The following is a 21,789-nucleotide window of genomic DNA, read 5'->3' as shown; positions in this document are numbered from 1 at the left end:
ATAGCCTCTCGGCGAGGCCCAAGGGCAGGGGACGGGTGCGACGATGATCCGGGTTGTGTTGGCCGACGACGAGGCCATGATGCGCGCGGGCGTGCGCGCCATCGTGGCCGCCGCCGATAACGTCGAGGTGGTCGGCGAGGCCGCTGACGGCCTTGAGGCGATCGAGCTGGTAGCGGAGCACCGTCCGGATGTCGCCCTGCTCGACATCCGGATGCCGCGCCTCGACGGGCTGGCCGCGGCCGCGGACATACGCCGGGACGTCCCCGAGACCGCAGTGGTCATGCTGACGCTGTTCGACGAGGACGCCTACATCGCCTCCGCGCTCAACGACGGCGTGAGCGGTTTCCTGCTCAAGACCGGCGACCCGAACGAACTCCTGACGGGCGTCCGCGCCGCGGCCAACGGCGGGGCGTTCCTGTCGCCGCGAGTGGCGCGGCGGCTCATCGACCAGCTCAGCGGAGCCGCGGCGGCGCGCGCCGCCGCCTGGACGAAGATCGAGTCCTTGAGCACCCGTGAGCGCGGCGTCCTCGCACTACTCGCCGAAGGCCGCACCAACGCCGAGATCGCCGACCGGCTGGGGCTGACGGAGAGCACGGTCAAGACCCATCTCACCTCGATCCACACCCGACTCGGCGTGGGCAACCGGGTACAGGCGGCCCTCCTCGCCCACGAGGCGGGCATGACCCCCGGCAGCCGGTAACGCGCTCCGGCCCCGAACGTCGCGCCCACCACGGGAAACCAAGTCCCTTGGTGGCGGCGCAGGGGCAAGATCGTTTCCACGGCTACCACGAGTAGGTCAGCGGCCGGCGCGCTGCCGGTAGAGCGTGGTCAGCTCGGCCACGCGCCGGCCCGCGTCCGCGCCCGGGTGTGTCAACGCGCCCCACCCATCCCACTGAGACTAGAGCCACACTGCCGCGGGACACCGGACCGAGCGCCACGGTTGTTGGTGCAGGCGGAAGACGTTTTGCCGCCCCGCGGGCGTTTCCGGTGGGTCTGGTGCCGAGCGGAAAACCGCCTGCCGTTTTCCGGTTGTGTCGATAGCCTGACCGAGGTTCGCCCTGTTCAGCCCCCTGTGTCCGATCCTGCCCTGTGTGAGGTACTGCCCATGACCGAGGCCGCAAGCGTCTCCGAAGACTTCGACCAGCGGCCGGCAGCTCCGCCTCGGGCCGGGCTGCTGATCGGGGTTCTGGTCATGTCGGCCTTCGTGATGATCCTCAACGAGACGATCCTGAGCGTCGCGCTGCGCGACCTCAGCGTCGAGCTCGATGTCCCCACCACGACCGTGCAGTGGCTGACCAGCGGTTTCCTGCTGACCATGGCCGTGGTCATCCCGACCACCGGTTTCCTGCTGGAGCGGTTCACCCCCCGCCAGATCTTCGTGGCCTCATTGAGCCTGTTCACGCTGGGCACCCTGATCAGCGGGTTCGCGCCGAGCTTCGTGGTGTTGCTGGCCGGGCGCGTCGTTCAGGCCTGCGGTACCGCGGTAATGGTGCCGCTGCTGATGACCACGGTGATGCGGCTCACCCCGCCGGAGCGGCGCGGCGCGACGATGGGCACTATCACCATCGTCATCGCCGTCGCCCCCGCGATCGGGCCGACCATCGGCGGGGCGCTGCTGTCCTCACTGGGATGGCGTTGGATGTTCTTCACTGTTCTGCCACTGGCGGTGGCCGCGCTGGTCATCGGTGCGGTGTGGCTGCGCCTCGAGAGCCGCACCCGCCAAGTGCCGCTTGACCTGGTCTCGGTACTGCTGTCCGCGGTCGGCTTCGGCGGTGTGCTGTACGGGCTGTCCTCGTTCGGCGAGTCCGGCGGCGGAGGGCACGCGCTACCGCCGTGGCTGCCGCTGGCGGTCGGGGCCGCGGCGGTAGGCGTGTTCGTCTGGCGCCAGATCCTCCTGCAGCGCGATGACCGGGCCCTGCTCGACCTGCGTCCGTTCACCCACCGCAGTTTCGTGGTCGCCCTGATCCTGGCCGCCCTGCTGTTCATGTGCCTGCTGGGAGCCGCAGCGATCCTGTTGCCGCTGTTCATGCAGACCGTGCTGAACACCAGCACGTTCGTCAGCGGGCTGGCGGTGCTGCCCGGCGGGCTGCTGCTCGGCCTGATGGGGCGTCCGGTCGGGGCCCTGTTCGACCGGGTCGGGGCGCGCCCTCTGGTGATCCCGGGGGCCACGGCGATGGCGGTGGCGATGTGGCTGTTCGCCGTGCTGGGCCCGGAGTCGCCCCTGGCCGCGGTCATCGGCATCCACCTGGTGCTCATGGGCGGGCTCGGGCTGATGATGACCCCGCTGATGACCGAGTCCCTCAGCGCGCTGCCTGACCACCTCTACTCCCACGGCAGCGCTATCCTCACCACTCTCCAGCAGATCGCCGGGGCGCTGGGGACGGCTCTGTTCGTCACCGTCGCCGCCCTCGCCAGCGCATCCGCCTCCGAGGGGCCCGATTCGGACGGGCTGCGCGCCGCGTTCATGGTCGGCGGAGTCATCGGTATTCTCGCGCTGGTCACCGCGCTGAACGTGCGCCGCCGCGCCCCCGGGGCCGTCGGCGCGGGCAGCGGTGGTGCGCCCTGAGGCCGGCACGGCACGGCCGGACCCGCCCCCGCGGGGGCGGGTCCGCGAGCGGGGAAAGGTATGCGCCCGGAGCCGTGACCACGGGCCGTCCTGACCGGGCGGTGCGCGTCCGGCCAGGACGAGCGTGGGCGTAACCGGGCCGTCTCCCCGCTTCGGTGGGACGAGCCCGCAGCATTGCCATCCGGGCGTGCCGCGCGTCGAGGCCGCCGAACGTGAATGTGCGAGGCCGCCGCCAGTACAGAGAGCGAAACCGCGGATCGGGCCGCATCAGTCGCCGAGTGCCCGGTACTGCCGTGCCGCGAGCGGGAGGAAGATCAGGGTCAGCACGGCGGGCCAGATCAGCGCGAGGGTGATCGAGTGCTCGGTGGCCCAGTCGTGGGCGTTCCAGGTGGGGTTGGCGAACAGCTCGCGGACCGCGGTGGCCGTCGCGGACAGGGGGTTCCACGTGGCGACGGCGCCGATCCAGCCCGGCATCGTTCCGGGTGCCACGAAGGCGCTGGAGAGGAACCCGACCGGCCACACCAGCACCTGGACCGCCACGGCCGCATCCGGAGTCTTCAGTAGAAAACCGAGGTAGATGCCGACCCAGGTGAACGCGAACCTCAGCCACAGCAGCAGCCCGAGCGCGGCCAGGGCCGCCACGGGGCCGCCTTCGGGCCTCCATCCGACCAGCAGGCCGGTGGCGACCATGACGGCGAAACCGACCACGCCGTTGAGCACGTCGGCAATGCTGCGGCCGGCGAGGATCGCGGTCGTCGTGACCGGCATGACGCGGAAGCGTTCGGTGACGCCTCGCGCGGTGTCGGTGGTGACGTTCACGACCATGGCCTCCAGCCCGAACAGCATGGTCATCGCCAGCATGCCGGGGATCAGGAAGTCCATGTAGTCCCCGTCGGGGACGGCCATCGCGCCACCGAAGAGGTAGCCGAACATGAGCACCATCAGGACGGGGAACAGCAGGCCGAGCACGATCGACACGGGGCGGCGCTTCCAGTGCCGCAGGACCCGTCCGGTCAGGGTGGCGGTATCGCGCAGGCTGTCGGCCGCCGGCGCGGTTCGCGGGATGGTGCTCGTCATGCGGGCTGCTCCGTGGTCTGTTCGGCGGTGTTCGCGGGATGTCCGGTGACGTGGAGGAAGACCTCGTCGAGCGTGGGCTTGCGGGTGACGGTCTCGACCCGGTCGGGGCCCACCTTCGCCTTGAGTTCGTCGGGGGTGCCTTCGGCGACGACCCGGCCCGCGTCGATCACGGCGATCTGGTCCGCCAGCTGATCCGCTTCCTCCAGGTACTGGGTCGTCAGTAGGACGGTCGTTCCGGATCCCACGAGCGACCTGATCGAGTCCCAGACATCGATGCGGGCCCGCGGGTCCAGGCCGGTGGTCGGTTCGTCGAGGAACAGCACCGGTGGCGCGAGGATCAGGCTGGTCGCCAGATCGAGCCGGCGGCGCATCCCCCCGGAGTACTCGGCGACCGCCTGGTCGGCCGCCTCGGTCAGCCCGAACCGTTCCAGGAGCTCCTCCGCCCGCCGACGCGCCGCCGCACGGGTCAGGTGGTACAGCTTGCCGAACATCACCAGGTTCTGCCGCCCGCTGAGAAGCTCGTCGACGGAGGCGTTCTGCCCGACCAGGCCGATCCGGTAGCGCACGGTCCGCGGCTCGGTGCGAACGTCGTGGCCGGCCACGTACACCCGTCCGGCGTCCGCACGCAGGAGGGTCGTCAGGATCCGAACGGCCGTGGTCTTTCCGGCCCCGTTCGGTCCCAGCAGGCCGCACACGGTTCCCATCGGCACGGTCAGGTCGAACCCGTCGAGTGCCGGCTTGCCCTTGTAGCGCTTGCGCACATCGGCGGCCTGGATCGCCACGCCGCCGGGAGGAGGCGACCACCCCTCGTTATCTTCGTATGCCATACGGAGAACAATAGCACGGGACTACGTATGGCGTACCAAGTGAGTCCGCTATGCTGAGACCATGGCGACGGAAATCAGCGGCAGCAGCGACCCGGCGCGCACGATCGCGATCCTGTGGGGCACCCGGCAACTCCCGCAGCGGGGGCCCAAACACACGCTGACTACCGCGCAGGTGATCACCGCGGCCATCGAGATCGCGGACACCGACCAGGACCTCGCGGGCCTGTCCATGCGCCGCGTGGCCGAGTCCCTGGGTGTCGGTACGATGTCGCTCTACACCTACGTCGCATCCCGCGACGAGCTTGTGGAGACCATGCTCGACACGGTCTGCGACGAGGCGGCCCGGCAGCTCGGGGCGCAGGAGGCCGCCGACTGGCTCGCCGGCCTGCGCGGAGTCGCGGAGGTGAACTGGGACTTGTACATGCGCCACCCGTGGGTGCTGCAAGTGTTCACCGGCCGCCCGCCGCTGGGGCCCTACGCCCTCACCAAGTACGAACGCGAGCTGAGCGTCATCGACGGCATCGGCCTCACCGACGTCGAGATGGACGCGGTCATCACCCTCGTCCATAATCACGTCGAAGGTGTCGCCCGCCGCAGGATCGACGCAGACAGGGCCGTCCGCCGCTCCGGCATCAGCGACCTGCAGTGGTGGGAGGCGGTCCAGCCCGCCCTGGGGGAGGTGTTCGATCCCTCGCGGTTCCCCGTCGCGGCGCGCGTCGGCCAGGCCGCCGGAGAGGAGCACCAGGCGGCCCACAACCCTGAGCACGCCTACACCTTCGGACTCGACCGCCTGCTGCAGGGCGTCGAAGCACTCGTCAAGGACAGGGCGGCCGCACCCTAGGCCCCGCCGCACTGCGCCGCGATGATCTCCCCTGTCGGGTCAGTCGAGGTCCAGCACCGCCTTGCCGTGCAGGCGGCGGCCGAGCAGCGCCCGTATCGCCTCCTCGCGGCGGGTCCACGGGCCGCGCCAGCTGATTCCCGGGTCGAGGCGGCCCGCGGCGACCTCGGCGGCCAGCCAGGTCAGGTCGGCGGAGAAATCCGTGGCCGGGTCGGCGAACAGGAAGAACGTGCGGATGGATCTGTCGTGTCGTCCCTCGTTGCCCAGCAGGGTCTCGGGCGGGAAGACCGCATCGGCCTCGGAGGAGCGGCCCACGCTCACCACCACACCACCGGCCGCCAAGGCACCGAAGGCGTCCACGAGCTGCTGACCTCCGACGTTGTCCAGCACAGCCGATACAGGCCGTTCCACGGCGGTCGGATCGGTGCGGACCTCGTCCGCGCCCAGCGCTCGTAGACCGTCTGCCTGGGCGGGGTTCCGGCTGATCGCCACCACGTAGGCTCCTGCCCGAGCGGCGAGCTGCACTGCGTAGCGGCCGACTCCGCCGGAGGCGCCGGTGATCATCACCCGGCGGCCGAGCAGCGGGCCCATGCCGCGCAACACGTGCAGCGCGCTCAGCCCGGCGACCGGAACGGTGCTGACGACACCGGGGTCGGCATCCTGGGGCGCCACGCCGAGCAGGGCGGTCGGCACCGCACGCAGTTGGGCCCAGCCGGTCTCGCCCAGGGTGACGACCCGGGTTCCCTCGGCCGGCCCCGAGCCGTCGCCCGCCGCCTTGAGCACCACGCCCGCCGCGTCCCACCCGATCATGGTGCCGTCCGGCGTCTGCGGGCTGGTAGCGCCCTTGACCTCGCCGTAGTTCAGCGAGACTGCCTCGACCCGCACCAGCGCCTCGCCCGGTGCGGGTGTCGGGTCGGGCACCTCGGCCAGCGCGAGGTGCGTCGGCGTGCTGTGGTCCACCACGAGTGCGTGCACAGTATCTGTCTCCTTCGGATAAATATGCCACGGTGTGGCATTTGCTCTATTGAAGCACATGCTCGATGGAGGCATATCCATTAGGCTGGTGTGGATGACGACCGCCGATCCGCCCGCCTCACTGCGCGAGCGCAAGAAGCTGCGCACCCGCCAGGCTCTGGCCGAAAACGCCGTCTCGCTGTTCACTGAGCGCGGCTTCGACAACACGCCGCTCGATGCGCTCCTTGAGAGGGTGGAGGTGTCGAGGCGGACCTTCTTCCGCAACTACCGCTCCAAGGAGGACGTGGCACTCACGGCCGTCAAACAGCTCTGGAGTACCTTCCTGCTGGTCCTGGACGAGACGGAGAAGTCCGGGCAACTGGTCGACGTCTTCCGCGACGCGATGCTGGCCACCCTCGACCGCATGGACGGGGACTGGTACCCGCGCTTCTCGGCCACCCTGAAACTGATCGAGCAGTCACCATCGCTGAACGGTCACTCCCTGCGGCACTGTGCCGAGATCGAGGCCGAGGTCACGCGCCGGCTCGGCGTGCCGGACAGCCTTGAGGTGCGGCTACTCATCGAGTTCTTCGTGGCCGCCTGGCGTTGCGCACTGGAGGAGTGGCTACCCGAATGCGTCCCCGGCGAACTGCCGCAGTGCGTGCGGCGCTCCTTCGCCGCCATGCACCGCAGCCTGCGCGTGGAGGTCTAGCTCGCGCCTTCGCGAGATGAGTGGCGGCCCGAGGCGTGCGCAGACAGTCGGTACGACCGGTCTCGAGCACCGCTTCCTCCGGCTGCGGTCAGGACGCGTGGCCAGCCCGCACGGGAGGTCATCGCCGAGTGGGGGAAACGGCTCGTGTCCGAAGGGCGACTCGAACCGGCCCCAAAGGCTCCGGGGCGGCTGGCCCTGCCCGCGTCTTGCGCCCTCACCTGGGCCGGTCCCGGAGGTGCGTGGGATGCTGAGCGAGTGACCCGGACACACCTGGAGCGCTTCGAGGCCAACCGTTCCCGCCTGTTCTCGCTGGCCTACCGTCTGCTCGGCGAGGCGTCCGAGGCCGAGGACGTGCTGCAGGACGCCTACCTGCGCTGGTCCAACAGCCACGAGGTGCACGTAGCCGAAGCGTGGTTGACGCGGGTGGTCACCAACCTGTGTCTGAACCGCCTGGGTTCGGCGCGTGCCCGCCGGGAGCGGTACGTGGGCACCTGGCTGCCCGAACCCGTACTCACCGAGGGCGACCGGCTCGGGCCGCTGGAGTCGGTGGAGCAGCGCGAATCCGTCTCGCTGGGGATGTTGCTGCTGCTGGAGCGGCTCACCCCGCCCGAACGCGCGGCCTTCGTGCTACGTGAGGCCTTCGGCTATGGCCACCGCGAGATCGCCGAGATCCTGGACGTCGAGGAACCCCACGCCCGCCAGGTGTACCGCCGCGCGCGGGAGCATGTCGGCACCCAACGTCGACGCTTCGACGCCGAGCCCGAGCACTCCCGCAGGATCGTCGAGCGTTTCCTCGCCGCCGCCACCGACGGTGATGTGGCCGAGCTGGAGGCTCTGCTGGCGGAGGACGTGGTGGCGTGGTCCGACGGTGGCGGCAGGGCTCCGGCGATCGCGGGACCGCTCACCGGGCGCGTACAGGTCACGCGCGTGCAGATCGCCCTGCACAGCCACCCGCGTGCCCGCCGGGCCCGGTTCACCGTGCGGTGGGTCAACGGCGCTCCCGCGTTGCTCGGCGCAGAGAACGGCGTACTCGCTCTCGTCGTGGTGCCCGAAGTCGTCGAGGGCCGCATCGTCGCGATCCGCACCCTCACCAACCCTGACAAGCTCGCCTTCGTCACGACACAACTGCAGTGATTCAGGCCACATTCGTCGTGTGTCACGGATCGCCTTCGTGCCCGGTTCAACGGGGTGACGAAAGGAGAGACCGATGGCACAGCACCTCGTGGTCCCGGGTGCCGGCTGCTCCGGGCTGGCCGCCAGGAACGGCACTCGGGTCAGCCCGGTCAACGCCACCGGCCGGTTCGCGGAACGGGTACGGCCGCACCAACTTGCCAGCGGACAGCAGCTAACCCGCTGGTCACTCGCCGAGCTGGTCGCCGGAACCGGGATCGACCCGACTCCGGCACCGAACTGCGCATGGCCCGCGCCACCGCGATCCCTTCGGCGGCGCGGGCGGTACGGACGATCGCCGGCCGCCGGGCCGGCCGCACGCCCCCGCCAATGCGGTTCCGTTACTTCACTCGGTGTCTCGGCCCGGGCCGGCGCGACGGACTCATCCGGTTCGTGCACGCCGGCGGTTCCCCCCGCCCGACGGCACTCACCGGGCGCGCCGCTGCCCGCTACAAGGAAACGGTCGTACGCGGCACGGTCCTCGGCATGCGCCGTTCCGGAGTCCTGACCCTCCTCTGACCCCTGCCCGTACGGCGCCGTGCGGTCGCGGCGCCGCGCGGACGGACCGCCACGTATCCAGTCACACGAAGGGAACGCACAACTATGACCGAGATCGCCTCCCACGGTTCCACCCCGCTGCTGGTGCGCGCGGACGAAGCCGAGGAGCTGGGCCTGGGACCGGCGTCCATGCGGCTGATCGCTGACGGCGACACCCCCGGCTCGCTGAGCGTGAGCCGCACCAGGCTGGCCTCCGGCATGGAGGGCGCCAAGCCGCACTACCACCGCGCAGCGGCGGAAATGTTCTATGTCCTCGACGGAGGGCTACACGTGCTGCTGGGCGAGCAGGTGGTCACCGTGGCCGCGGGTGACTACCTCGTGGTGCCCGCCCACACCACACACGCCTTCGCCGCGGCCCAGAGCACCGGGGTGGACCTGCTGTTTCTGATGCCCGGTGTGGTGCGCTTCGACTACTTCCGTCTCGCCGAGCGGATCGCGCGCGGCGAGGCCGACCCTGCCGAGCTGCGGGAATCCCAGGAACGCTTCGACAACCACTTCCTGTCCAGCGCCACCTGGGAGGAGTTCCGCGCGCCCCGGAGCGGAGCCGAAGGTCCGTCGCGCACCGGCGGCCCCGACACCTCTGGGTGAAGCGCCGAATTCCGACGACCTCATGCGACCTGCCACGAGGCCTCCCCCCCCCTGGCCGAAGGCCGGCGGGACCGTGATACGTCCGAGGCGGATGGCGGGGGTGGTCCGCGGGCCGGAAAACCGGGATTCCCCGGGTAAGTCCCGTCTTTCCCCGCGGCGAAAGTCGAAGCGATCGAGAGCTGGCGGGTGAGGTTTCCGCCGGTCCCACTAGCCGCGCCTGGCTGCTGTTCATGCTGGTCGGGTCGGTGCAGGAAGGGCGGAAGGCGGGGGCCGGCTCGCACTGACGGACCCATTTTCCTGGAGACTACGAAGAAAGTTGGGATCATGACGAATTACGCGTGGATGTACCGTCTCGGTATCACTCCGTGGGAGCGCTACGGTGCCGCGGGTGGGGCCCAGCTCGGCACCCTGCTCGACCGCGAGGCGGACGAGCGTTCCCCCGGCAACGGGCGGGCGTTGGACATCGGGTGCGGACGCGGGCAGTTCACCCCTGAGCTGGCCCGGCGCGGGTGGGAGGCGGTGGGCGTCGACCTCGTGCCGGCGGCGGTCGAGGCCGCCCGGCGCAAGGGGCCGGCGGAGGTCACCTACGTCGTCGGTGACGCGACCGACCTGGAGTCGGCCACCCTGGGCACGTTCGAGCTGTTCCTCGACATCGGCTGCTTCCAGGGCCTCGACGCGGATCAGCGGGCCGCGGAGGGGCGGGGTGTGACGGCGCTCGCCGCGCGGGGAGCGACCCTGCTGGTGCTCGCCTTCGGGCCGTCGCGGTATCGGCGGCTTGTCGAGGGCGTTTCGCGGGCGGAGGTCGAAGCCGCGTTCCCGGAGTGGGAGCTGCGCGCGGTCGAGGATGCCGAAACCGCCGGCCTGGGGTGGCCGATGAACCGGACCTCGCCGAAGTGGTACCGGTTCCGCCGCACCGCTGAGTGATGCGGGGTAGGGGAAACGTCTGCGAGTACGTGCCCCGGCCATCGGGAAGTTGGTGCCGACCAGCGCGGTCAGCAGCACTTCGGCCCCGGCCGGGGCCGTCGGCACGAAGCCGGCACCCACGTCGGGCCAGTGCGGCGCTGTACCCGGTGAGTGGTGTGCCCAGCTACACCACCGGAGCCAGCCGAAGTGTTCCGCCGCCCGTGTCGATCGGGAAAAGCTTTCAATCAGTGAAATCGGCCCTGCGTGGGATCGGTGCCGAGCCCGAGCATGGTGTTCCACGCCACTCGACCGACATTCGACGAAGGGGCCGATCCCATGACGGAGTTCGTCCGCAACCAGTGGTACGTCGCCGCGTACGGGTCCGAGGTCGGACGCGAGCTGCTCGGCCGCACGATCCTCGGAGAACCCATCGTGTTCTACCGGACCGAGAACGGCGAGGTCGTCGCTCTCGCCGACCGTTGCGTCCACCGGCGCTTCCCTCTGTCACAGAGCCGGCTGGAGGGCGACCACGTTGTCTGCGGGTACCACGGGTTCACCTACGACACCAGCGGCACGTGCGTGTCCGTTCCGGGACAGAACCGGGTGCCCCGCACCGCTCGCGTCCCCGCCTACCGCGTGGTCGAGCAGGATTCCTTCGTCTGGGTGTGGATCGGGGAGCGCGAGCGGGCCGACAGCACCCCCATCCCCAGGGCGCCGTGGCTCGACGACGAGCGGTACACCGTCGTGCGGGGGATGGAACCGCTCGCGGCCCGCTACGACCTGCTCGTGGACAACCTGCTGGACCTGTCCCACGAGACCTACCTGCACGGCGGCTACATCGGCACCCCCGAGGTCGCCGAGACCCCCATCACCACCGAGGTAGACGAGGAGAACCGGGTCGTCTACGTCAGCCGCCACATGGCCGACGCGGCCTGCCCGCGGTTCTACTCCCGCTCCACCGGTATCGAGGGACGCATCACCCGCTGGCAGGACATCGAGTACACCCCTCCGTGCCTCTACCTGCTGCACAGCCGCATCGCCCCGGTCGGGGTGCTGCCCAATGACGACGGGACCGACCCGGACGCCTTCCACGTCGAGGTTGTCTACGCCATCACCCCCGAAACCGAGAACACCACCCACGATTTCTGGGCGGTGGCCCGCGACTTCGCTCTCGGCGACGAGGAGGTGACCGAGTTCCTCCGGGAGAACAACCACACCGTGGTCATGCAGGACGTGGTCGCGCTCGACCTGCTGGAGAAGGTCGTCGCCCAGGAGGCCGACGAGTACCAGGAGTTGTCGGTGAACATCGACACCGGCGGGCTCGCCGCCCGGCGGATGCTCCGGCAGATGGCCGAGGAGGGCCGCGGTGCGGCCGCGGCACAGGCCCGGGCGGTGCGTTCATGACTCCGGGTGGCAACCAGTCCATGTTGCGCGGTGACGGGGTTGTCCGCGTCCACTGGGTCCTCGGCACCGACCTGCTGCGGGCCGTGTGCCACTGCGGGGCCGAACGCCTCTTCGAGGACCCCGTCGAGCTGTGGGCGTGGGTGTTGGCCCATCCGGACGGCCACGGCGGCGGCACCGGACCGGGGGCCTCTCCCGGCGACGAGGAGCCGGCGGTGCCGCGTAAGCCGGCCCCCGCCCTCGGCTGACCGCGCCGCGACCCCCGAACAGGAGCTGTGACGATGACCGTGACCACTGATCTCCATCCGGAACCCGGACTGGAGGTTCTGCTGCACCGCAGGGAGATCGCCGCCGACGGTGTGGTGCGGCTGACCTTCACCCGACCCGACGGTGGAGCCTTCCCCGCCTGGGAACCGGGCGCACACGTCGACCTGGTGCTCGGCCAGGATCTGGTGCGGCAGTACTCACTGTGCGGTGACCCCGCGGACCGCACCGCGCTGACCGTGGCGGTGTTGGACGTGCCCGACGGCCGCGGCGGATCGCGGCGCGTGCACGGCGAACTCGCCGAGGGGGACCGGGTGCGGTTGCGCGGGCCGCGCAACACGTTCCGGTTCCTGCCGGCCAGTCGATACGTGTTCGTGGCGGGGGGTATCGGCATCACCCCGCTGGTGCCCATGGTCGCCGCCGCGGCGGCGAGCGGGGCGGACTGGCGCCTGGTCTACGGAGGGCGGACCCGGTCCAGCATGGCCTTCCACGAGGAGCTGACCGCGGCCCACGGTGACCGGGTCAGCATCGTCCCCGAAGACGAGAACGGCGTGCTGGACCTGGACGCCCTGCTGCCCCGGCCCGACACGCGGACCCGCGTGTACTGCTGCGGCCCGGAACCGCTTCTCCGAGCGGTCGAGGAGCGCAGTGCGACCTGGCCGGCGGGGACACTGCACGTCGAACGTTTCACCGCGGCACCGGGGGACGACGGGCCGCAAGGCTCCTTCGAGGTGGAACTGGCCGGTACGGGGGCGACCGTCCACGTGCCCGAGGACCGTTCCGTCCTGGAAGCCGTCGAGGATGCCGGGGTCCCTGTGCTCTTCTCCTGCCGTGAGGGGACCTGCGGTACCTGTGAGACCGGTGTTCTCGAAGGGGTTCCCCTGCACCGGGACGCGCTGCTCACCGAGGAGGAGCGTGCCTCGGGCGAGGTGATGATGATCTGCGTCTCGCGGTCGTGTACACCGCGGCTGGTACTCGATCTCTGAGCCCTGGTCGGGGCGAGCGGTGCCACGGGCATCCGCCCGATAGCATTTGTGATATGGGACACAAGGGAGCGGGGCGCGACAGCGGCGGAGAGGGTGGTGGCGGCACGACCGTCACCAGCAAGGTTCTCGCCATGTTGGGGGCTTTCACCCCGTCCGGAGCGGAGCTGACGCTCACTGAAATGGCCCGGCGAGCCGGGCTGTCCGTGCCCACGGCGCACCGGCGGGCCGCCGAGCTCGTGGAGTGGGGCGCCCTCGAACGCGGGGCTGAGGGGCGGTACCGGATCGGGCTGCGCCTGTGGGAGGTTGCCTCGCTCGCTCCGCGTGGCCTGGGGCTGCGCGAGGTCGCGATGCCGTTCCTGGAGGACCTCTACGAGGTGACCCGGGAGAACGTGCAGCTCGCGGTCAGGGAGGGCACCGAGCTGGTCTTCGTGGAGCGCATCGCGGGCCGCCACGCCATTCCCGTGCTCACCCGCGTGGGCGGCCGGTTCGACCTGCACGCCACCGGGGTGGGCATGGTCCTGCTCGCCCACGCCCCTGCGGAGGTACAGGAGGAGGTGCTGGCCCGCCCGCTGCGCTCCTACACCTCGCGGACCGTCACCGACCCCGTGGTACTGCGGCGCCATCTCGCCCATGTGCGGCGGGCCGGCTACGCCTCCAGCGAGGGCCAGGTGACCACGGACGCGCTGTCGGTGGCCGCTCCGGTCGTTGGCAGGCGGGGCGACGTGGTCGCCGCCGTGTCTCTGGTGGTGCGTCTGGGGGACGCGCGCCCGGCCGCGCTGGCTCCGTTGGTTCAGGCGGCCGGGCGGGGGATATCCCGGTCGCTGTGCAGTCCCCGCGCGCACCACGTTTCGCGGGCAGCCTCCCCTGCGTGATCAGGAAGCGGCGCCGCGCTCGGCTTCTTCCGCGCGGTGTGTCTCTGTGGTGAACCGGCTCGGCTCCGCTGCCCCACAGCGCCGCTGGGCCCCGGCTGGCCTACGCCGGCTCGCTGCCTCCGGTTCAGCCAGCGCACCGGCGGCGTGGCGGCGCCATGGTCAGGTGACCGTGACGAGGCCGCCCTCGACCGCGAGCCGTACCGGAAGCCCTTGCTCGTCGCTGACCCGCGTGACGTACTCGACCACCTCGGCGAACCGGGGATCGCCCGGTTCCAGCAACTCCGGAACCGCCATCCGGTCGATGTGGACAGGGCGGAAACCGACCCGGTGCACACCGGAGCGGTCCATCTCGCACCGCAGCACCATCGACTTGCGGGAATCGGGGGGAAAGTTGTAAATGCCGCCGATGTCGGGTTCCCAGCCGGGATGCAGGGACAGCAGGTGGCGAAACGACGGCCGGGCGGCGTGTTCGGCGTCCATCGGGAGTTCGATGGCGAAATTGCCCAGGCTGTAGAAGATCGCTTTGCCGCGGTACACCTCGATGCCCTTGAGGATGTGCGCGTGGTGCCCGATGATCAGGTCCGCACCCGCGTCGACGGCGGCGTGCGCGACGGCACGCTGGTAGTCCGCGATCTCCGCGTGGGTGAAATGGATCCCCCAATGAGCGGAGACCACGACCACGTCCGCGAGCTCCCGAGCGGCGCGGATGTCGGTCACCAAGGCCGCCAGGTCGCCGGGGTGCGGGAAGGTCCGCATCCGGTGCGGGGTGCCCGGCTGGTCCGGCTCCAGCGGCTCGAAGACGGTGAAGGCACGCAGCGGCACAACTCCCGGCCGGTTTTCGGTGGCCCAGTAGGCCTCCGGCAGGATGCTGCAACAGGCCAGCACCGCCACCCGAACGCCATCGACCTCGGTGATCCGTGGTCGACGCGCTTTTTCCACGTCCTCTCCGACCCCGAGCGGGGTCAGTTCTGCCGCCTCCAGCGCCTCGATCGTGTCGCGGAACCCCTCGAAACCCCAGTCCAGCGCATGGTTGCTGGCCCAGGAGACCAGATCGAACCCCGCGCGTCGGAAGGCTGAGGCCGCTCGCGGGTCCGCCTTCGAGGTGTGCCTGACCTGCGGAACACGTTGTCCGCGCGTGGTGAGCGTCATCTCCAGTTGCATGAACGCGAGGTCCGCCGAGCGGATCTCGGAGGCCACGTTCGCGAACAGGGAATCGACGTCCTCCCGTTCCGGGCCGACGTCTCCCACCGCGGATAGGGTGATCACTGTCCTGGTTCTCCCGTCTGCCGGACTGGCGTCGCAACGGTCTTCCACATCGGGGCGAGCACGGCATCGGCGTCGCTGTCCGTACGCAACGCGGCGACCCGCTCCGCCACCCGGTCTGTCGCGCCCTCACCCAGTACCGGGGCGACCAGGCGACCGAACTTCGCCCTGACCTCACCGGCGCCGAGCGGTCGCCGAGGCGAGCCGGGCGCCTCGCTGCGGGCGGACAACTCACGTCCGTTCGCGAGGCGCAGGGTCACCGTGGCCAGCACTCGCTCCGGGAACACTTCGTCGGACCGGGGGTCGAGATGGCCGGCGACGCGCCGCCCCACCTCCGCCACCTCGGGCGGCTCCCGGCCCTCTTCGAACGCGCGGTAGTGCGCGGGATCATTGCCGCCCAGCACCAATCGGGTGGCCACCGCATGGTGCAGGCTGAGCTGGGCCTCCGTGAGATCGGCCGGGCGGGGACCCAACCGGCCGACGTGTGCCAGTGTCGGTTCGTCGAGGCCGACGCGGACCTCGTGGATCTCCTGCCGGCCGATGTCCTCCCGCTCGATCAGCTCGTCGAGCGCGGCGAGCGGCGCCTGCAGGCCGGCGCACACGCACAACGGCTTGATGCCGAGGTCAACGCTCGCCCAGTCCCGGCCCAGCCCGTCGGTGAGCTGCCCCGGTCTGGCGTTCTCGACGAAGGCGGCCAGGAATCCGCGTTCCCCCTCGACGGCGGCGGTGGGGCCGGTGAGTCCGGCCCGGGCGAGAGCGGCCGCACGCACCCCCGCCGACGCGGCGAACCCGCCGTGCAGCCGCTTGACGTCCCCGCCCGTTCGGGTGAACTCCGCCGTGCCGCCGGCCAGGGACGCCGCGATACCGAAGGCCGCGTGCGTGTTCTCCTCGCCGAGGCCGCACAGGGCGGCCGCGGTGGCCGCGGCGCCGAAGACGCCCAGCGCGCTGGTGACGTGGAAGCCCCGGTCGGAGGTCAACGAAGGCGTGGTGGCCCGGCCGAACCGGACCGTGATCTCGTAGCCGACGGCCAGTGCGGTCAGCAGGCGGCGTCCGTCGCAACCGGTCTCCTGCGCCAGAGCCAAGGCGGCGGGGACGACGGCACAGCTCGGGTGGGACAGGCCGGGAAGTGCGTAGTCGTCGATCTCGAACCCGTGCATCGCCGTGCCGTTGACCAGGGCCGCCCACTCGGGCCGCAACTCTGGCCCGGTCGGCACGGCGATGCTGCGCCCAGAAGGCGACTCAGCGGCCGCATAGGCGCGGACCCGGCGGGTCCAGGGCCGATCATGCCCGACAACCGCGGCAGCCAGCGCGTCCAGCAGGTGACGCTCGGTGCGGTCGACTACATCCCCCGGCAGGTCGTCGAACCGGGCGGAGGCCACCCATCGAGCCAGCCGCGTGGTGAGGCCGGTCATGACTCCGGACCTTCGAGGGCGAAGTGGCAGGCCACCTGCTGACCGTCCCCGAGTGTCCGCAGCTGGGGCGTCTCATCGGCGCATCGCTGCCGCGCCATCGGGCACCGGGTCCGGAACGCGCAGCCGCTCGGCGGGTTCATCGGCGAGGGAAGTTCGCCGCCCAGCGCCGCACCTCGGGACGGTTGGCGGGGGTCCGGCATGGGAATCGAGTCCAGGAGCGCCCGGGTGTAGGGGTGCCCCGGACTGGAGAAGATCCGGCCGACCTCCCCGATCTCCACGACGCGCCCCAGGTACATAACGGCGACCCGGTCGCTGATGGAGCGCACGACGGCCAGATCGTGGGAGATGAACACCAGCGCCAGTCCGTACTCCCGCCGCATGTCCTCCAGCAGGTGCACGACCTGGGCCTGTACCGAGACATCCAGCGACGCCACCGGCTCGTCGCACACCAGGATGCTCGGCCGCATCACCATGGCGCGGGCGATCGCGATCCGCTGGCACTGCCCACCGGAGAACTCCGCGGCTCGCCGGTCGGCGACCTGCGCCGGGTCGAGCCCCACCGCGCGCAGCACCTCGTCGACCCGTTGCCGGGCCGCTTCGCGGGACACCCCCGAGATCACCAGCCCTTCGGCCACCAGCTCCTTGACCCGGCGCCGGGGATTGAGGGAGGACCGCGCGTCCTGGAAGATCATCTGGGCCTTGCGGCGCGCTTCGGCGGCGTCGCGCGGGGGTGCGGATGTCAGGTCAACGCCGTCGAGCCGGATCGAGCCGGAATCCGGGTCCGGGATGCCCAGCAGCGCACGCCCGGTGGTGGACTTGCCGCATCCGGACTCGCCGACCAGGGACAGCGTCTGCCCCTCGTCCACGGTGAACGACACGTCGCGGACCGCGTTGACCACGCCACCGGCGACCTTGAACTGCTTGGCCAGGTTGTCGACTTCGAGAAGTGCCATCATTCCGCCTGTTCACCGGTGTGGATACAACGTGCCCAGTGGGTGTCGCCGCCGCGTGGTTCGGGGAACGCGTCCCGGCAAGCATCGGTGGCGAGTGCGCAGCGGGGTGCGAACGAGCACCCCTGGTCGAGCGCGGCAAGATCGGGCGGAGCCCTGGGGATGGCCACCATCCTGGAGCGCTCATCGGCGTCCAGTCGGGGGATGGCCTCCAGCAACGCCCGCGTGTAGGGGTGCCGCGGCGCGGCGAAGACCCGCGCGGTCGGTCCGTACTCCACGATGCGGCCCGCGTACATCACCGCGGTGGTGTGCGTCCGCCCCGCGATTACCGAAAGGTCGTGGCTGACCAGCACCATCGCCAGGGAACGTTGCTCGACCAGGTCAGCCAGCAGGTCCAGGATCTGCCGCTGCACCGTCACATCGAGCGCCGTGGTCGCCTCGTCGGCGATCAGAATGTCGGGTGAGCAGGCCAGGGCCATGGCGATGGTGACGCGTTGCCGCATACCGCCGGAGAACTGGTGCGGATAGTGTTTGAGCCTGCGCTCCGGCTCGGGGATCCCGACCAGCGTCAGCAGTTCGACGGCGAGGTCACGGCGTTCCCGGGCGGACATCCCCAGTAGGAACCGCGGCGCCTCACTGATCTGGCGGCCGATCGGCACCACCGGGTTGAGTGCCATCATCGGGTCCTGGAAAACCGTGCCGATGTGCCGCCCGCGCAGCTCGCGAGCCCGCTCCGGGCTCTGCTCGGCCAGGTCCACCCCCTTCACCGTGGTTCGGCCCGAGGTCCGGGCCCCTGGGGGCGGGGCGCCGATCACGAACTTCGCCAGCGTGGACTTGCCCGAACCGGACTCGCCCACCAGCCCGAGTACCTCACCGCCGGCGAGGGGCAGGTCGACACCGCCGAGCGCGACGATGTCGCCTTTCGGGGTCGGGATGACGCAGCGCGCGTCGCGCACGTCCAGCAGGGCATCGGTGGTCATTGGGCACTCCCGGAGAAGCGGTTGCGCAGGTGGTCACCGGCCGTGTTGAAGGCCAGCACCGTGAGGACGAGCATGAGCGCGGGAGGCGCCATGAGATAGGGCGCGAGAGCGATGTGGTCCTTCGCCGAGGCGATCATGGAGCCCCAGCTCGGGGCCGGCGGCGGGATCCCGACGCCGAGGAAGCTCAGCGATCCCTCGATGACGATGACCAGGGCCACGACAACCACCGAGTAGGAGATCACCGGCCGGATGCTGTTGGGCAGCAGTTCGAAGAAGATGATCCGGCCGGCCCCGGCACCCAGCGACCGGGCCGCGGCGATGTAGTCCAGCTCCATCTGGGACAGTGCGGCCGATCGGGTCAGCCGGGCGAACGGCGGTGTGAACAGCAGCCCCAGACTCAGGATCAGGGCCGGAACACCGGGGTTCAGCACGGCCGCCAGCGCGAGCAGCACCAGTAGCGGTGGAAAGGACAGCACGGTGTCGGTCCCCACGTTGACCGCGGCTGCCACCCATCCGCGGTAGTAGGCCGCGAGCAGCCCGACAAGGACCCCGGCGGTCACGGCGATCAGGGTGGCACCCACCCCGACCGCGACCGAGATCCGGATTCCGTACAGCAACCGCGACAGGACGTCCCGGCCGATGCTGTCGGTGCCGAGCAGATGACCGGCGTCGCTGAAGGGGGCCAGGCGGGCCGGCCCGGCAGGAGCGGTCGGGTCGAACGGTGCGATCAGACCGGCCGTGGCGGCGAGCACCGCCAGCAGGACGATCCAGCCCAGGGCCAGCCGGTAGGCGAGGCGGCCTCGGTGGGGGCGGGGTGACGGCCGCGACCGCTCGGTTTCCGGGGCGGCCGGGACCTCGGCGACTGCGGTCATGCGCGCATCCTTGGGTCGAGTATCGAGTAGGACCTGTCAACCGCGGTGTTGATGAGGACGTAGGTGATCGCGACGAGCACCACGATGCCCTGGATCATCGGGATGTCCTGGGACGGGACCGACTGCAGGGCGAGGTTGCCCAGCCCCGGCAGGCCGAACAGGCTCTCCACCACCACCGACCCGGCCAGCAGCCGCCCGAAGGTCACCGCGGCCACGGTGATCAGCGGCAGCGAGGAGGGCCGCAGCACGTGCCGCAGCATGATGTACCAACGCGGCAGGCCCCGCACCGTCGCGGTGCGGATGAAATCGGTGTTCAGGGTGCTGATGACGTCGCTGCGCAGCAGCCGGTAGAAGGCGGGGAACTCGGCCAGGGCCAGTGCCAGGACGGGCAGCGCGACGTAGCGCAGGTTCTCGCCCAGTCCCGCGGACATTGGGGCCCACCCCGCCACCGGGAAGAGGCCGCTCGTGACCGCGAAGACGTAGACCAGCAGGACCCCGAGCACGAAGATCGGAATGGACAGCACGCCCGAGGCAGTCCGCGACAGCACACGATCGAGCACGGTGTTCTCGCGCGATGCCGCCGCGAACGCCAGGGGAACCGCCACGGCCAGCGACAGCAGCAGCGCGAGCACGGTCAGCTGCAGGGTCACCGGAAGCCGGTCAAGCAGGGTGTCCACGACCGGTTCTCCACTGTGAATGGAATTGCCCAGGTCGCCCGTCAGCGCGCCGCCGAGCCATTGCACGTACTGCACCGGAAGCGGCTGGTCATATCCGTGCTCCGCGTTGAACTCGGCGATCTGCTCGTCGGTGGCGGTGGGGCCGAGAATCGCGATCGCGGGCTCGCTGGGCATCAGGCTGATCAGCGCGGTTCCTGCCATCGTGACCAGTAGCAGCACCGCCACCAGGTGGGCGAGCTGGCGCGTGAGGGAGGTCAGGAACGGGGTCATCGGCTCACCTGCAGCCGGTCGTAGAGCAGCGATCCGTCACCCTGGAGGACGAGTCCTTCCAGGTCGGGGGAGTGGATGGTGTAGGGCATCTGCTGTCGGACCGGCAGCACTGGTACCTCCTCGGCCACGAGTTCCTCGACGGTGTTGTATGCCCGCAGGCGCTCGTCGTCGGACGTTGCGGTGCGGCCGTCCTCCAGCGCCTGGTCGACTTCCGGGTTGGAATAGCCCATGTAGTTGGTCTGGCCATCGGTGGCCAGTAACTTGGCCAGGTTGGGTTCGGGGTTGCTGACGTGCACGATCTGTACCGAGAGCTGGAAGTCGCGCTCGCTGAAGACCTTCTGGTCCAGCGAGGCGTTGTCCAGGATCTCGATCTCGACCCGCACACCGTCGAACTCGCCCAGTCTGCTCTGCAGGTACTCCGCGCTGCGGACGAAGAGTCCGCTGCTGGGTACGGAGACGGTGAACGTGACCGGCCCGTCCTCCTCGGCGAGCTCGTCGAACAGGTTCTCCGCCTGTTCGCGGTCGCCAGCGGTCAGCGTTCCCTCGGTGTAGTACCGCGAGTCCGGCCCGTACAGGCTGGACGGGGCGCTGGACCCGGGATCGATCACCGAGGCCATGTCGTCGGTATTGATCGCCAGTTGGATCGCGCGGCGCGCGCGGAGGTCGTCGAAGGGAGCCTGGGCGGTGTTGAGCATCAGCATCACGCCCCCGCCCGTGCCGGCCGAGGCGACCCGCATCCCGTCGGATTCGGCGACGTCGATGAAGGACAGCTCCGATCCCGGCACCGCGGCATCGGCCTGTCCGGTGGCCACCATGTTGCTGCGTTGCAAGGGGTCCCGCAGGGTCAGGTAGGTGACCTGGTCCAGGTAGGGCCGGTCGGTTCGGAAGTAGTCCTTGTTGCGCACGAGGGTCATCCGGTAGTCGCGGATCCACTCGTCCAGCTTGAACGGTCCCGCGCCGACGGGGTTGTTCGCGAAGTCGGGGTCGTTCCGGATCGCGGTCGGTGACGCGATGAAGGCCAGGCTTGTCGCGATGATCGTGTCGAACGCGAGATTCGGCTCGTCCAGGCTCAGCTTCACCCGGTACTCGCCGTCTGTGCTCACAGTGGCGCCGTCCAGCATGTCCGCCAGTGGCGAGGCGGTGTCCGGATCCTTGATCCGGTCGTAGTTGAACTTCACCGCCTCGGCGTTCAGAGGGGTGCCGTCGGTGAACTCCACATCTTCCCGCAGCGTCATCAGCCACTCGTCTCCTGCTTCGTTGCTGGTCAGTGACTTTCCGAGCTGGGGGTGCACCTCGCCTGTCGCGGAGTCCACCCAGAAGAGCAGGCCGTAGATCGCCGCCATCCGGTTGGCGTCGCCGGACGGGGTGAGATTGAAGAGGTGGGCCGGATCGAGCCCCCGAACGGCGTCGACACCGAGGACGATCCGGGCCTCGCCGCCGGAGCCCGGTGGCGGGCCCTCCGAGGTGCCCGCGTTGCCGGTGCACCCGCTCACCGCGAGGGCCAACGCCGCGAGGAGAGCGGCCAGTGCTCGGCTTCCGCGTCTGCGCATGGAGTCCCATCCCATCTTGTCAACGGCGACCACCGCTGGAAAACGCGTGTTGAACTTAACACTTAAGATGTCTTAGACGTCAAGATTAGTGTTGATCGT

The 21,789-nt window shown here is 70.2% G+C and carries 22 protein-coding genes; 12 read left to right on the top strand and 10 right to left on the bottom strand.

The window, feature by feature from the left end; translation table 11 throughout:
* Positions 1–43: 43 nt before the first annotated feature.
* Together F4561_RS18210 and F4561_RS18205 are read left to right on the top strand one after the other, a co-directional pair.
* Positions 44–700, top strand: a complete 657-nt coding sequence (locus tag F4561_RS18210; RefSeq protein WP_184580606.1) for a response regulator — start codon at positions 44–46, stop codon at positions 698–700.
* A gap of 405 nt (positions 701–1,105) precedes the next feature.
* Entirely contained in the window at positions 1,106–2,566 is a 1,461-nt protein-coding gene (locus F4561_RS18205; RefSeq protein ID WP_184580605.1) for an MDR family MFS transporter, read from the top strand.
* Positions 2,567–2,833: 267 nt separating this feature from the next.
* Here F4561_RS18205 and F4561_RS18200 read toward each other — a convergent pair whose 3' ends face one another.
* Both F4561_RS18200 and F4561_RS18195 read right to left on the bottom strand, forming a co-directional pair.
* Complete coding sequence (locus F4561_RS18200) at positions 2,834–3,643, bottom strand: ABC transporter permease (protein WP_184580604.1); 810 nt, start codon at positions 3,641–3,643, stop codon at positions 2,834–2,836.
* Positions 3,640–4,470, bottom strand: a complete 831-nt coding sequence (locus tag F4561_RS18195) for an ABC transporter ATP-binding protein (protein ID WP_184580603.1) — start codon at positions 4,468–4,470, stop codon at positions 3,640–3,642. The genes F4561_RS18200 and F4561_RS18195 overlap by 4 nt, the downstream gene beginning before the upstream one ends.
* Before the next feature lie 61 nt (positions 4,471–4,531).
* Between F4561_RS18195 and F4561_RS18190 the strand changes: the two genes are divergently transcribed.
* Positions 4,532–5,311, top strand: a complete 780-nt coding sequence (locus F4561_RS18190; protein ID WP_184580602.1) for a TetR/AcrR family transcriptional regulator — start codon at positions 4,532–4,534, stop codon at positions 5,309–5,311.
* Between the two features lie 39 nt (positions 5,312–5,350).
* Here F4561_RS18190 and F4561_RS18185 read toward each other — a convergent pair whose 3' ends face one another.
* Complete coding sequence (locus F4561_RS18185) at positions 5,351–6,283, bottom strand: zinc-binding dehydrogenase (RefSeq protein ID WP_184580601.1); 933 nt, start codon at positions 6,281–6,283, stop codon at positions 5,351–5,353.
* Between the two features lie 94 nt (positions 6,284–6,377).
* Between F4561_RS18185 and F4561_RS18180 the strand changes: the two genes are divergently transcribed.
* From F4561_RS18180 to F4561_RS18140, 9 genes are all read left to right on the top strand, one after another.
* Positions 6,378–6,974 carry a TetR family transcriptional regulator gene (locus F4561_RS18180; protein ID WP_184580600.1) on the top strand — a complete coding sequence of 199 codons (597 nt, stop codon included), beginning with the start codon at positions 6,378–6,380 and terminating at the stop codon, positions 6,972–6,974.
* Between the two features lie 255 nt (positions 6,975–7,229).
* Complete coding sequence (sigJ, locus tag F4561_RS18175) at positions 7,230–8,108, top strand: RNA polymerase sigma factor SigJ (RefSeq protein ID WP_184580599.1); 879 nt, start codon at positions 7,230–7,232, stop codon at positions 8,106–8,108.
* Between the two features lie 282 nt (positions 8,109–8,390).
* Complete coding sequence (locus F4561_RS18170) at positions 8,391–8,663, top strand: hypothetical protein (RefSeq protein ID WP_184580598.1); 273 nt, start codon at positions 8,391–8,393, stop codon at positions 8,661–8,663.
* Between the two features lie 84 nt (positions 8,664–8,747).
* The gene (locus tag F4561_RS18165; RefSeq protein WP_184580597.1) at positions 8,748–9,290 is read left to right on the top strand and encodes a cupin domain-containing protein; all 543 of its coding nucleotides are present in this window, start codon (positions 8,748–8,750) and stop codon (positions 9,288–9,290) included.
* Positions 9,291–9,614: 324 nt separating this feature from the next.
* Entirely contained in the window at positions 9,615–10,214 is a 600-nt protein-coding gene (locus tag F4561_RS18160; protein WP_246437225.1) for a class I SAM-dependent methyltransferase, read from the top strand.
* A gap of 315 nt (positions 10,215–10,529) precedes the next feature.
* Positions 10,530–11,597 carry a Rieske 2Fe-2S domain-containing protein gene (locus tag F4561_RS18155; protein WP_184580596.1) on the top strand — a complete coding sequence of 356 codons (1,068 nt, stop codon included), beginning with the start codon at positions 10,530–10,532 and terminating at the stop codon, positions 11,595–11,597.
* Positions 11,594–11,842, top strand: a complete 249-nt coding sequence (locus tag F4561_RS18150) for a hypothetical protein (RefSeq protein ID WP_184584266.1) — start codon at positions 11,594–11,596, stop codon at positions 11,840–11,842. Before F4561_RS18155 ends, F4561_RS18150 begins: the two co-directional genes overlap by 4 nt.
* A 33-nt stretch (positions 11,843–11,875) precedes the next feature.
* Positions 11,876–12,844, top strand: a complete 969-nt coding sequence (locus tag F4561_RS18145; RefSeq protein ID WP_184580594.1) for a PDR/VanB family oxidoreductase — start codon at positions 11,876–11,878, stop codon at positions 12,842–12,844.
* A 53-nt stretch (positions 12,845–12,897) separates the two neighbouring features.
* Positions 12,898–13,716 carry an IclR family transcriptional regulator gene (locus F4561_RS18140; protein ID WP_184580592.1) on the top strand — a complete coding sequence of 273 codons (819 nt, stop codon included), beginning with the start codon at positions 12,898–12,900 and terminating at the stop codon, positions 13,714–13,716.
* 159 nt (positions 13,717–13,875) lie between these two features.
* Here the strand turns inward: F4561_RS18140 and F4561_RS18135 are convergent, their stop codons facing one another.
* Genes F4561_RS18135 through F4561_RS18105 form a run of 7 tightly spaced genes read right to left on the bottom strand, consistent with a single transcriptional unit; the run spans position 13,876 to position 21,690 of the window.
* Complete coding sequence (locus F4561_RS18135) at positions 13,876–14,982, bottom strand: CapA family protein (protein ID WP_184580590.1); 1,107 nt, start codon at positions 14,980–14,982, stop codon at positions 13,876–13,878.
* Complete coding sequence (locus F4561_RS18130) at positions 14,979–16,391, bottom strand: MmgE/PrpD family protein (protein ID WP_184580588.1); 1,413 nt, start codon at positions 16,389–16,391, stop codon at positions 14,979–14,981. The genes F4561_RS18135 and F4561_RS18130 overlap by 4 nt, the downstream gene beginning before the upstream one ends.
* Positions 16,388–17,344, bottom strand: a complete 957-nt coding sequence (locus F4561_RS18125) for an ABC transporter ATP-binding protein (RefSeq protein ID WP_221445534.1) — start codon at positions 17,342–17,344, stop codon at positions 16,388–16,390. Before F4561_RS18125 ends, F4561_RS18130 begins: the two co-directional genes overlap by 4 nt.
* Positions 17,344–18,321, bottom strand: a complete 978-nt coding sequence (locus tag F4561_RS18120) for an ABC transporter ATP-binding protein (RefSeq protein WP_184580585.1) — start codon at positions 18,319–18,321, stop codon at positions 17,344–17,346. The genes F4561_RS18125 and F4561_RS18120 overlap by 1 nt, the downstream gene beginning before the upstream one ends.
* Positions 18,318–19,193, bottom strand: coding sequence for an ABC transporter permease (locus tag F4561_RS18115; protein ID WP_184580584.1), 876 nt, complete (start codon positions 19,191–19,193; stop codon positions 18,318–18,320). The genes F4561_RS18120 and F4561_RS18115 overlap by 4 nt, the downstream gene beginning before the upstream one ends.
* A complete protein-coding gene (locus F4561_RS18110) occupies positions 19,190–20,140 on the bottom strand; it encodes an ABC transporter permease (RefSeq protein WP_184580583.1) in 951 nt (316 codons plus the stop codon). Before F4561_RS18110 ends, F4561_RS18115 begins: the two co-directional genes overlap by 4 nt.
* The gene (locus F4561_RS18105; RefSeq protein ID WP_184580582.1) at positions 20,137–21,690 is read right to left on the bottom strand and encodes an ABC transporter substrate-binding protein; all 1,554 of its coding nucleotides are present in this window, start codon (positions 21,688–21,690) and stop codon (positions 20,137–20,139) included. Before F4561_RS18105 ends, F4561_RS18110 begins: the two co-directional genes overlap by 4 nt.
* Between the last annotated feature and the right edge of the window lie 99 nt (positions 21,691–21,789).

Origin of the sequence: Lipingzhangella halophila (genome assembly GCF_014203805.1) — a bacterium.
GTDB lineage: Bacteria > Actinomycetota > Actinomycetes > Streptosporangiales > Streptosporangiaceae > Lipingzhangella > Lipingzhangella halophila.
The sequence above is the reverse complement of the archived record's forward strand: the minus strand, read 5'-3'. Positions and strand labels throughout refer to the sequence as shown.

What these genes read in the sequence shown, in the direction of transcription:
- F4561_RS18210 (WP_184580606.1), top strand. Translation starts at nt 44, where the DNA reads ATGATCCGGGTTGTGTTGGCCGACGACGAGGCCATGATGCGCGCGGGC.
- F4561_RS18205 (WP_184580605.1), top strand. Translation starts at nt 1,106, where the DNA reads ATGACCGAGGCCGCAAGCGTCTCCGAAGACTTCGACCAGCGGCCGGCA.
- F4561_RS18200 (WP_184580604.1), bottom strand. Translation starts at nt 3,643, where the DNA reads ATGACGAGCACCATCCCGCGAACCGCGCCGGCGGCCGACAGCCTGCGC.
- F4561_RS18195 (WP_184580603.1), bottom strand. Translation starts at nt 4,470, where the DNA reads ATGGCATACGAAGATAACGAGGGGTGGTCGCCTCCTCCCGGCGGCGTG.
- F4561_RS18190 (WP_184580602.1), top strand. Translation starts at nt 4,532, where the DNA reads ATGGCGACGGAAATCAGCGGCAGCAGCGACCCGGCGCGCACGATCGCG.
- F4561_RS18180 (WP_184580600.1), top strand. Translation starts at nt 6,378, where the DNA reads ATGACGACCGCCGATCCGCCCGCCTCACTGCGCGAGCGCAAGAAGCTG.
- F4561_RS18170 (WP_184580598.1), top strand. Translation starts at nt 8,391, where the DNA reads ATGGCCCGCGCCACCGCGATCCCTTCGGCGGCGCGGGCGGTACGGACG.
- F4561_RS18165 (WP_184580597.1), top strand. Translation starts at nt 8,748, where the DNA reads ATGACCGAGATCGCCTCCCACGGTTCCACCCCGCTGCTGGTGCGCGCG.
- F4561_RS18160 (WP_246437225.1), top strand. Translation starts at nt 9,615, where the DNA reads ATGACGAATTACGCGTGGATGTACCGTCTCGGTATCACTCCGTGGGAG.
- F4561_RS18155 (WP_184580596.1), top strand. Translation starts at nt 10,530, where the DNA reads ATGACGGAGTTCGTCCGCAACCAGTGGTACGTCGCCGCGTACGGGTCC.
- F4561_RS18150 (WP_184584266.1), top strand. Translation starts at nt 11,594, where the DNA reads ATGACTCCGGGTGGCAACCAGTCCATGTTGCGCGGTGACGGGGTTGTC.
- F4561_RS18145 (WP_184580594.1), top strand. Translation starts at nt 11,876, where the DNA reads ATGACCGTGACCACTGATCTCCATCCGGAACCCGGACTGGAGGTTCTG.
- F4561_RS18140 (WP_184580592.1), top strand. Translation starts at nt 12,898, where the DNA reads ATGGGACACAAGGGAGCGGGGCGCGACAGCGGCGGAGAGGGTGGTGGC.
- F4561_RS18130 (WP_184580588.1), bottom strand. Translation starts at nt 16,391, where the DNA reads ATGACCGGCCTCACCACGCGGCTGGCTCGATGGGTGGCCTCCGCCCGG.
- F4561_RS18125 (WP_221445534.1), bottom strand. Translation starts at nt 17,344, where the DNA reads ATGGCACTTCTCGAAGTCGACAACCTGGCCAAGCAGTTCAAGGTCGCC.
- F4561_RS18120 (WP_184580585.1), bottom strand. Translation starts at nt 18,321, where the DNA reads ATGACCACCGATGCCCTGCTGGACGTGCGCGACGCGCGCTGCGTCATC.
- F4561_RS18115 (WP_184580584.1), bottom strand. Translation starts at nt 19,193, where the DNA reads ATGACCGCAGTCGCCGAGGTCCCGGCCGCCCCGGAAACCGAGCGGTCG.
- F4561_RS18110 (WP_184580583.1), bottom strand. Translation starts at nt 20,140, where the DNA reads ATGACCCCGTTCCTGACCTCCCTCACGCGCCAGCTCGCCCACCTGGTG.
- F4561_RS18105 (WP_184580582.1), bottom strand. Translation starts at nt 21,690, where the DNA reads ATGCGCAGACGCGGAAGCCGAGCACTGGCCGCTCTCCTCGCGGCGTTG.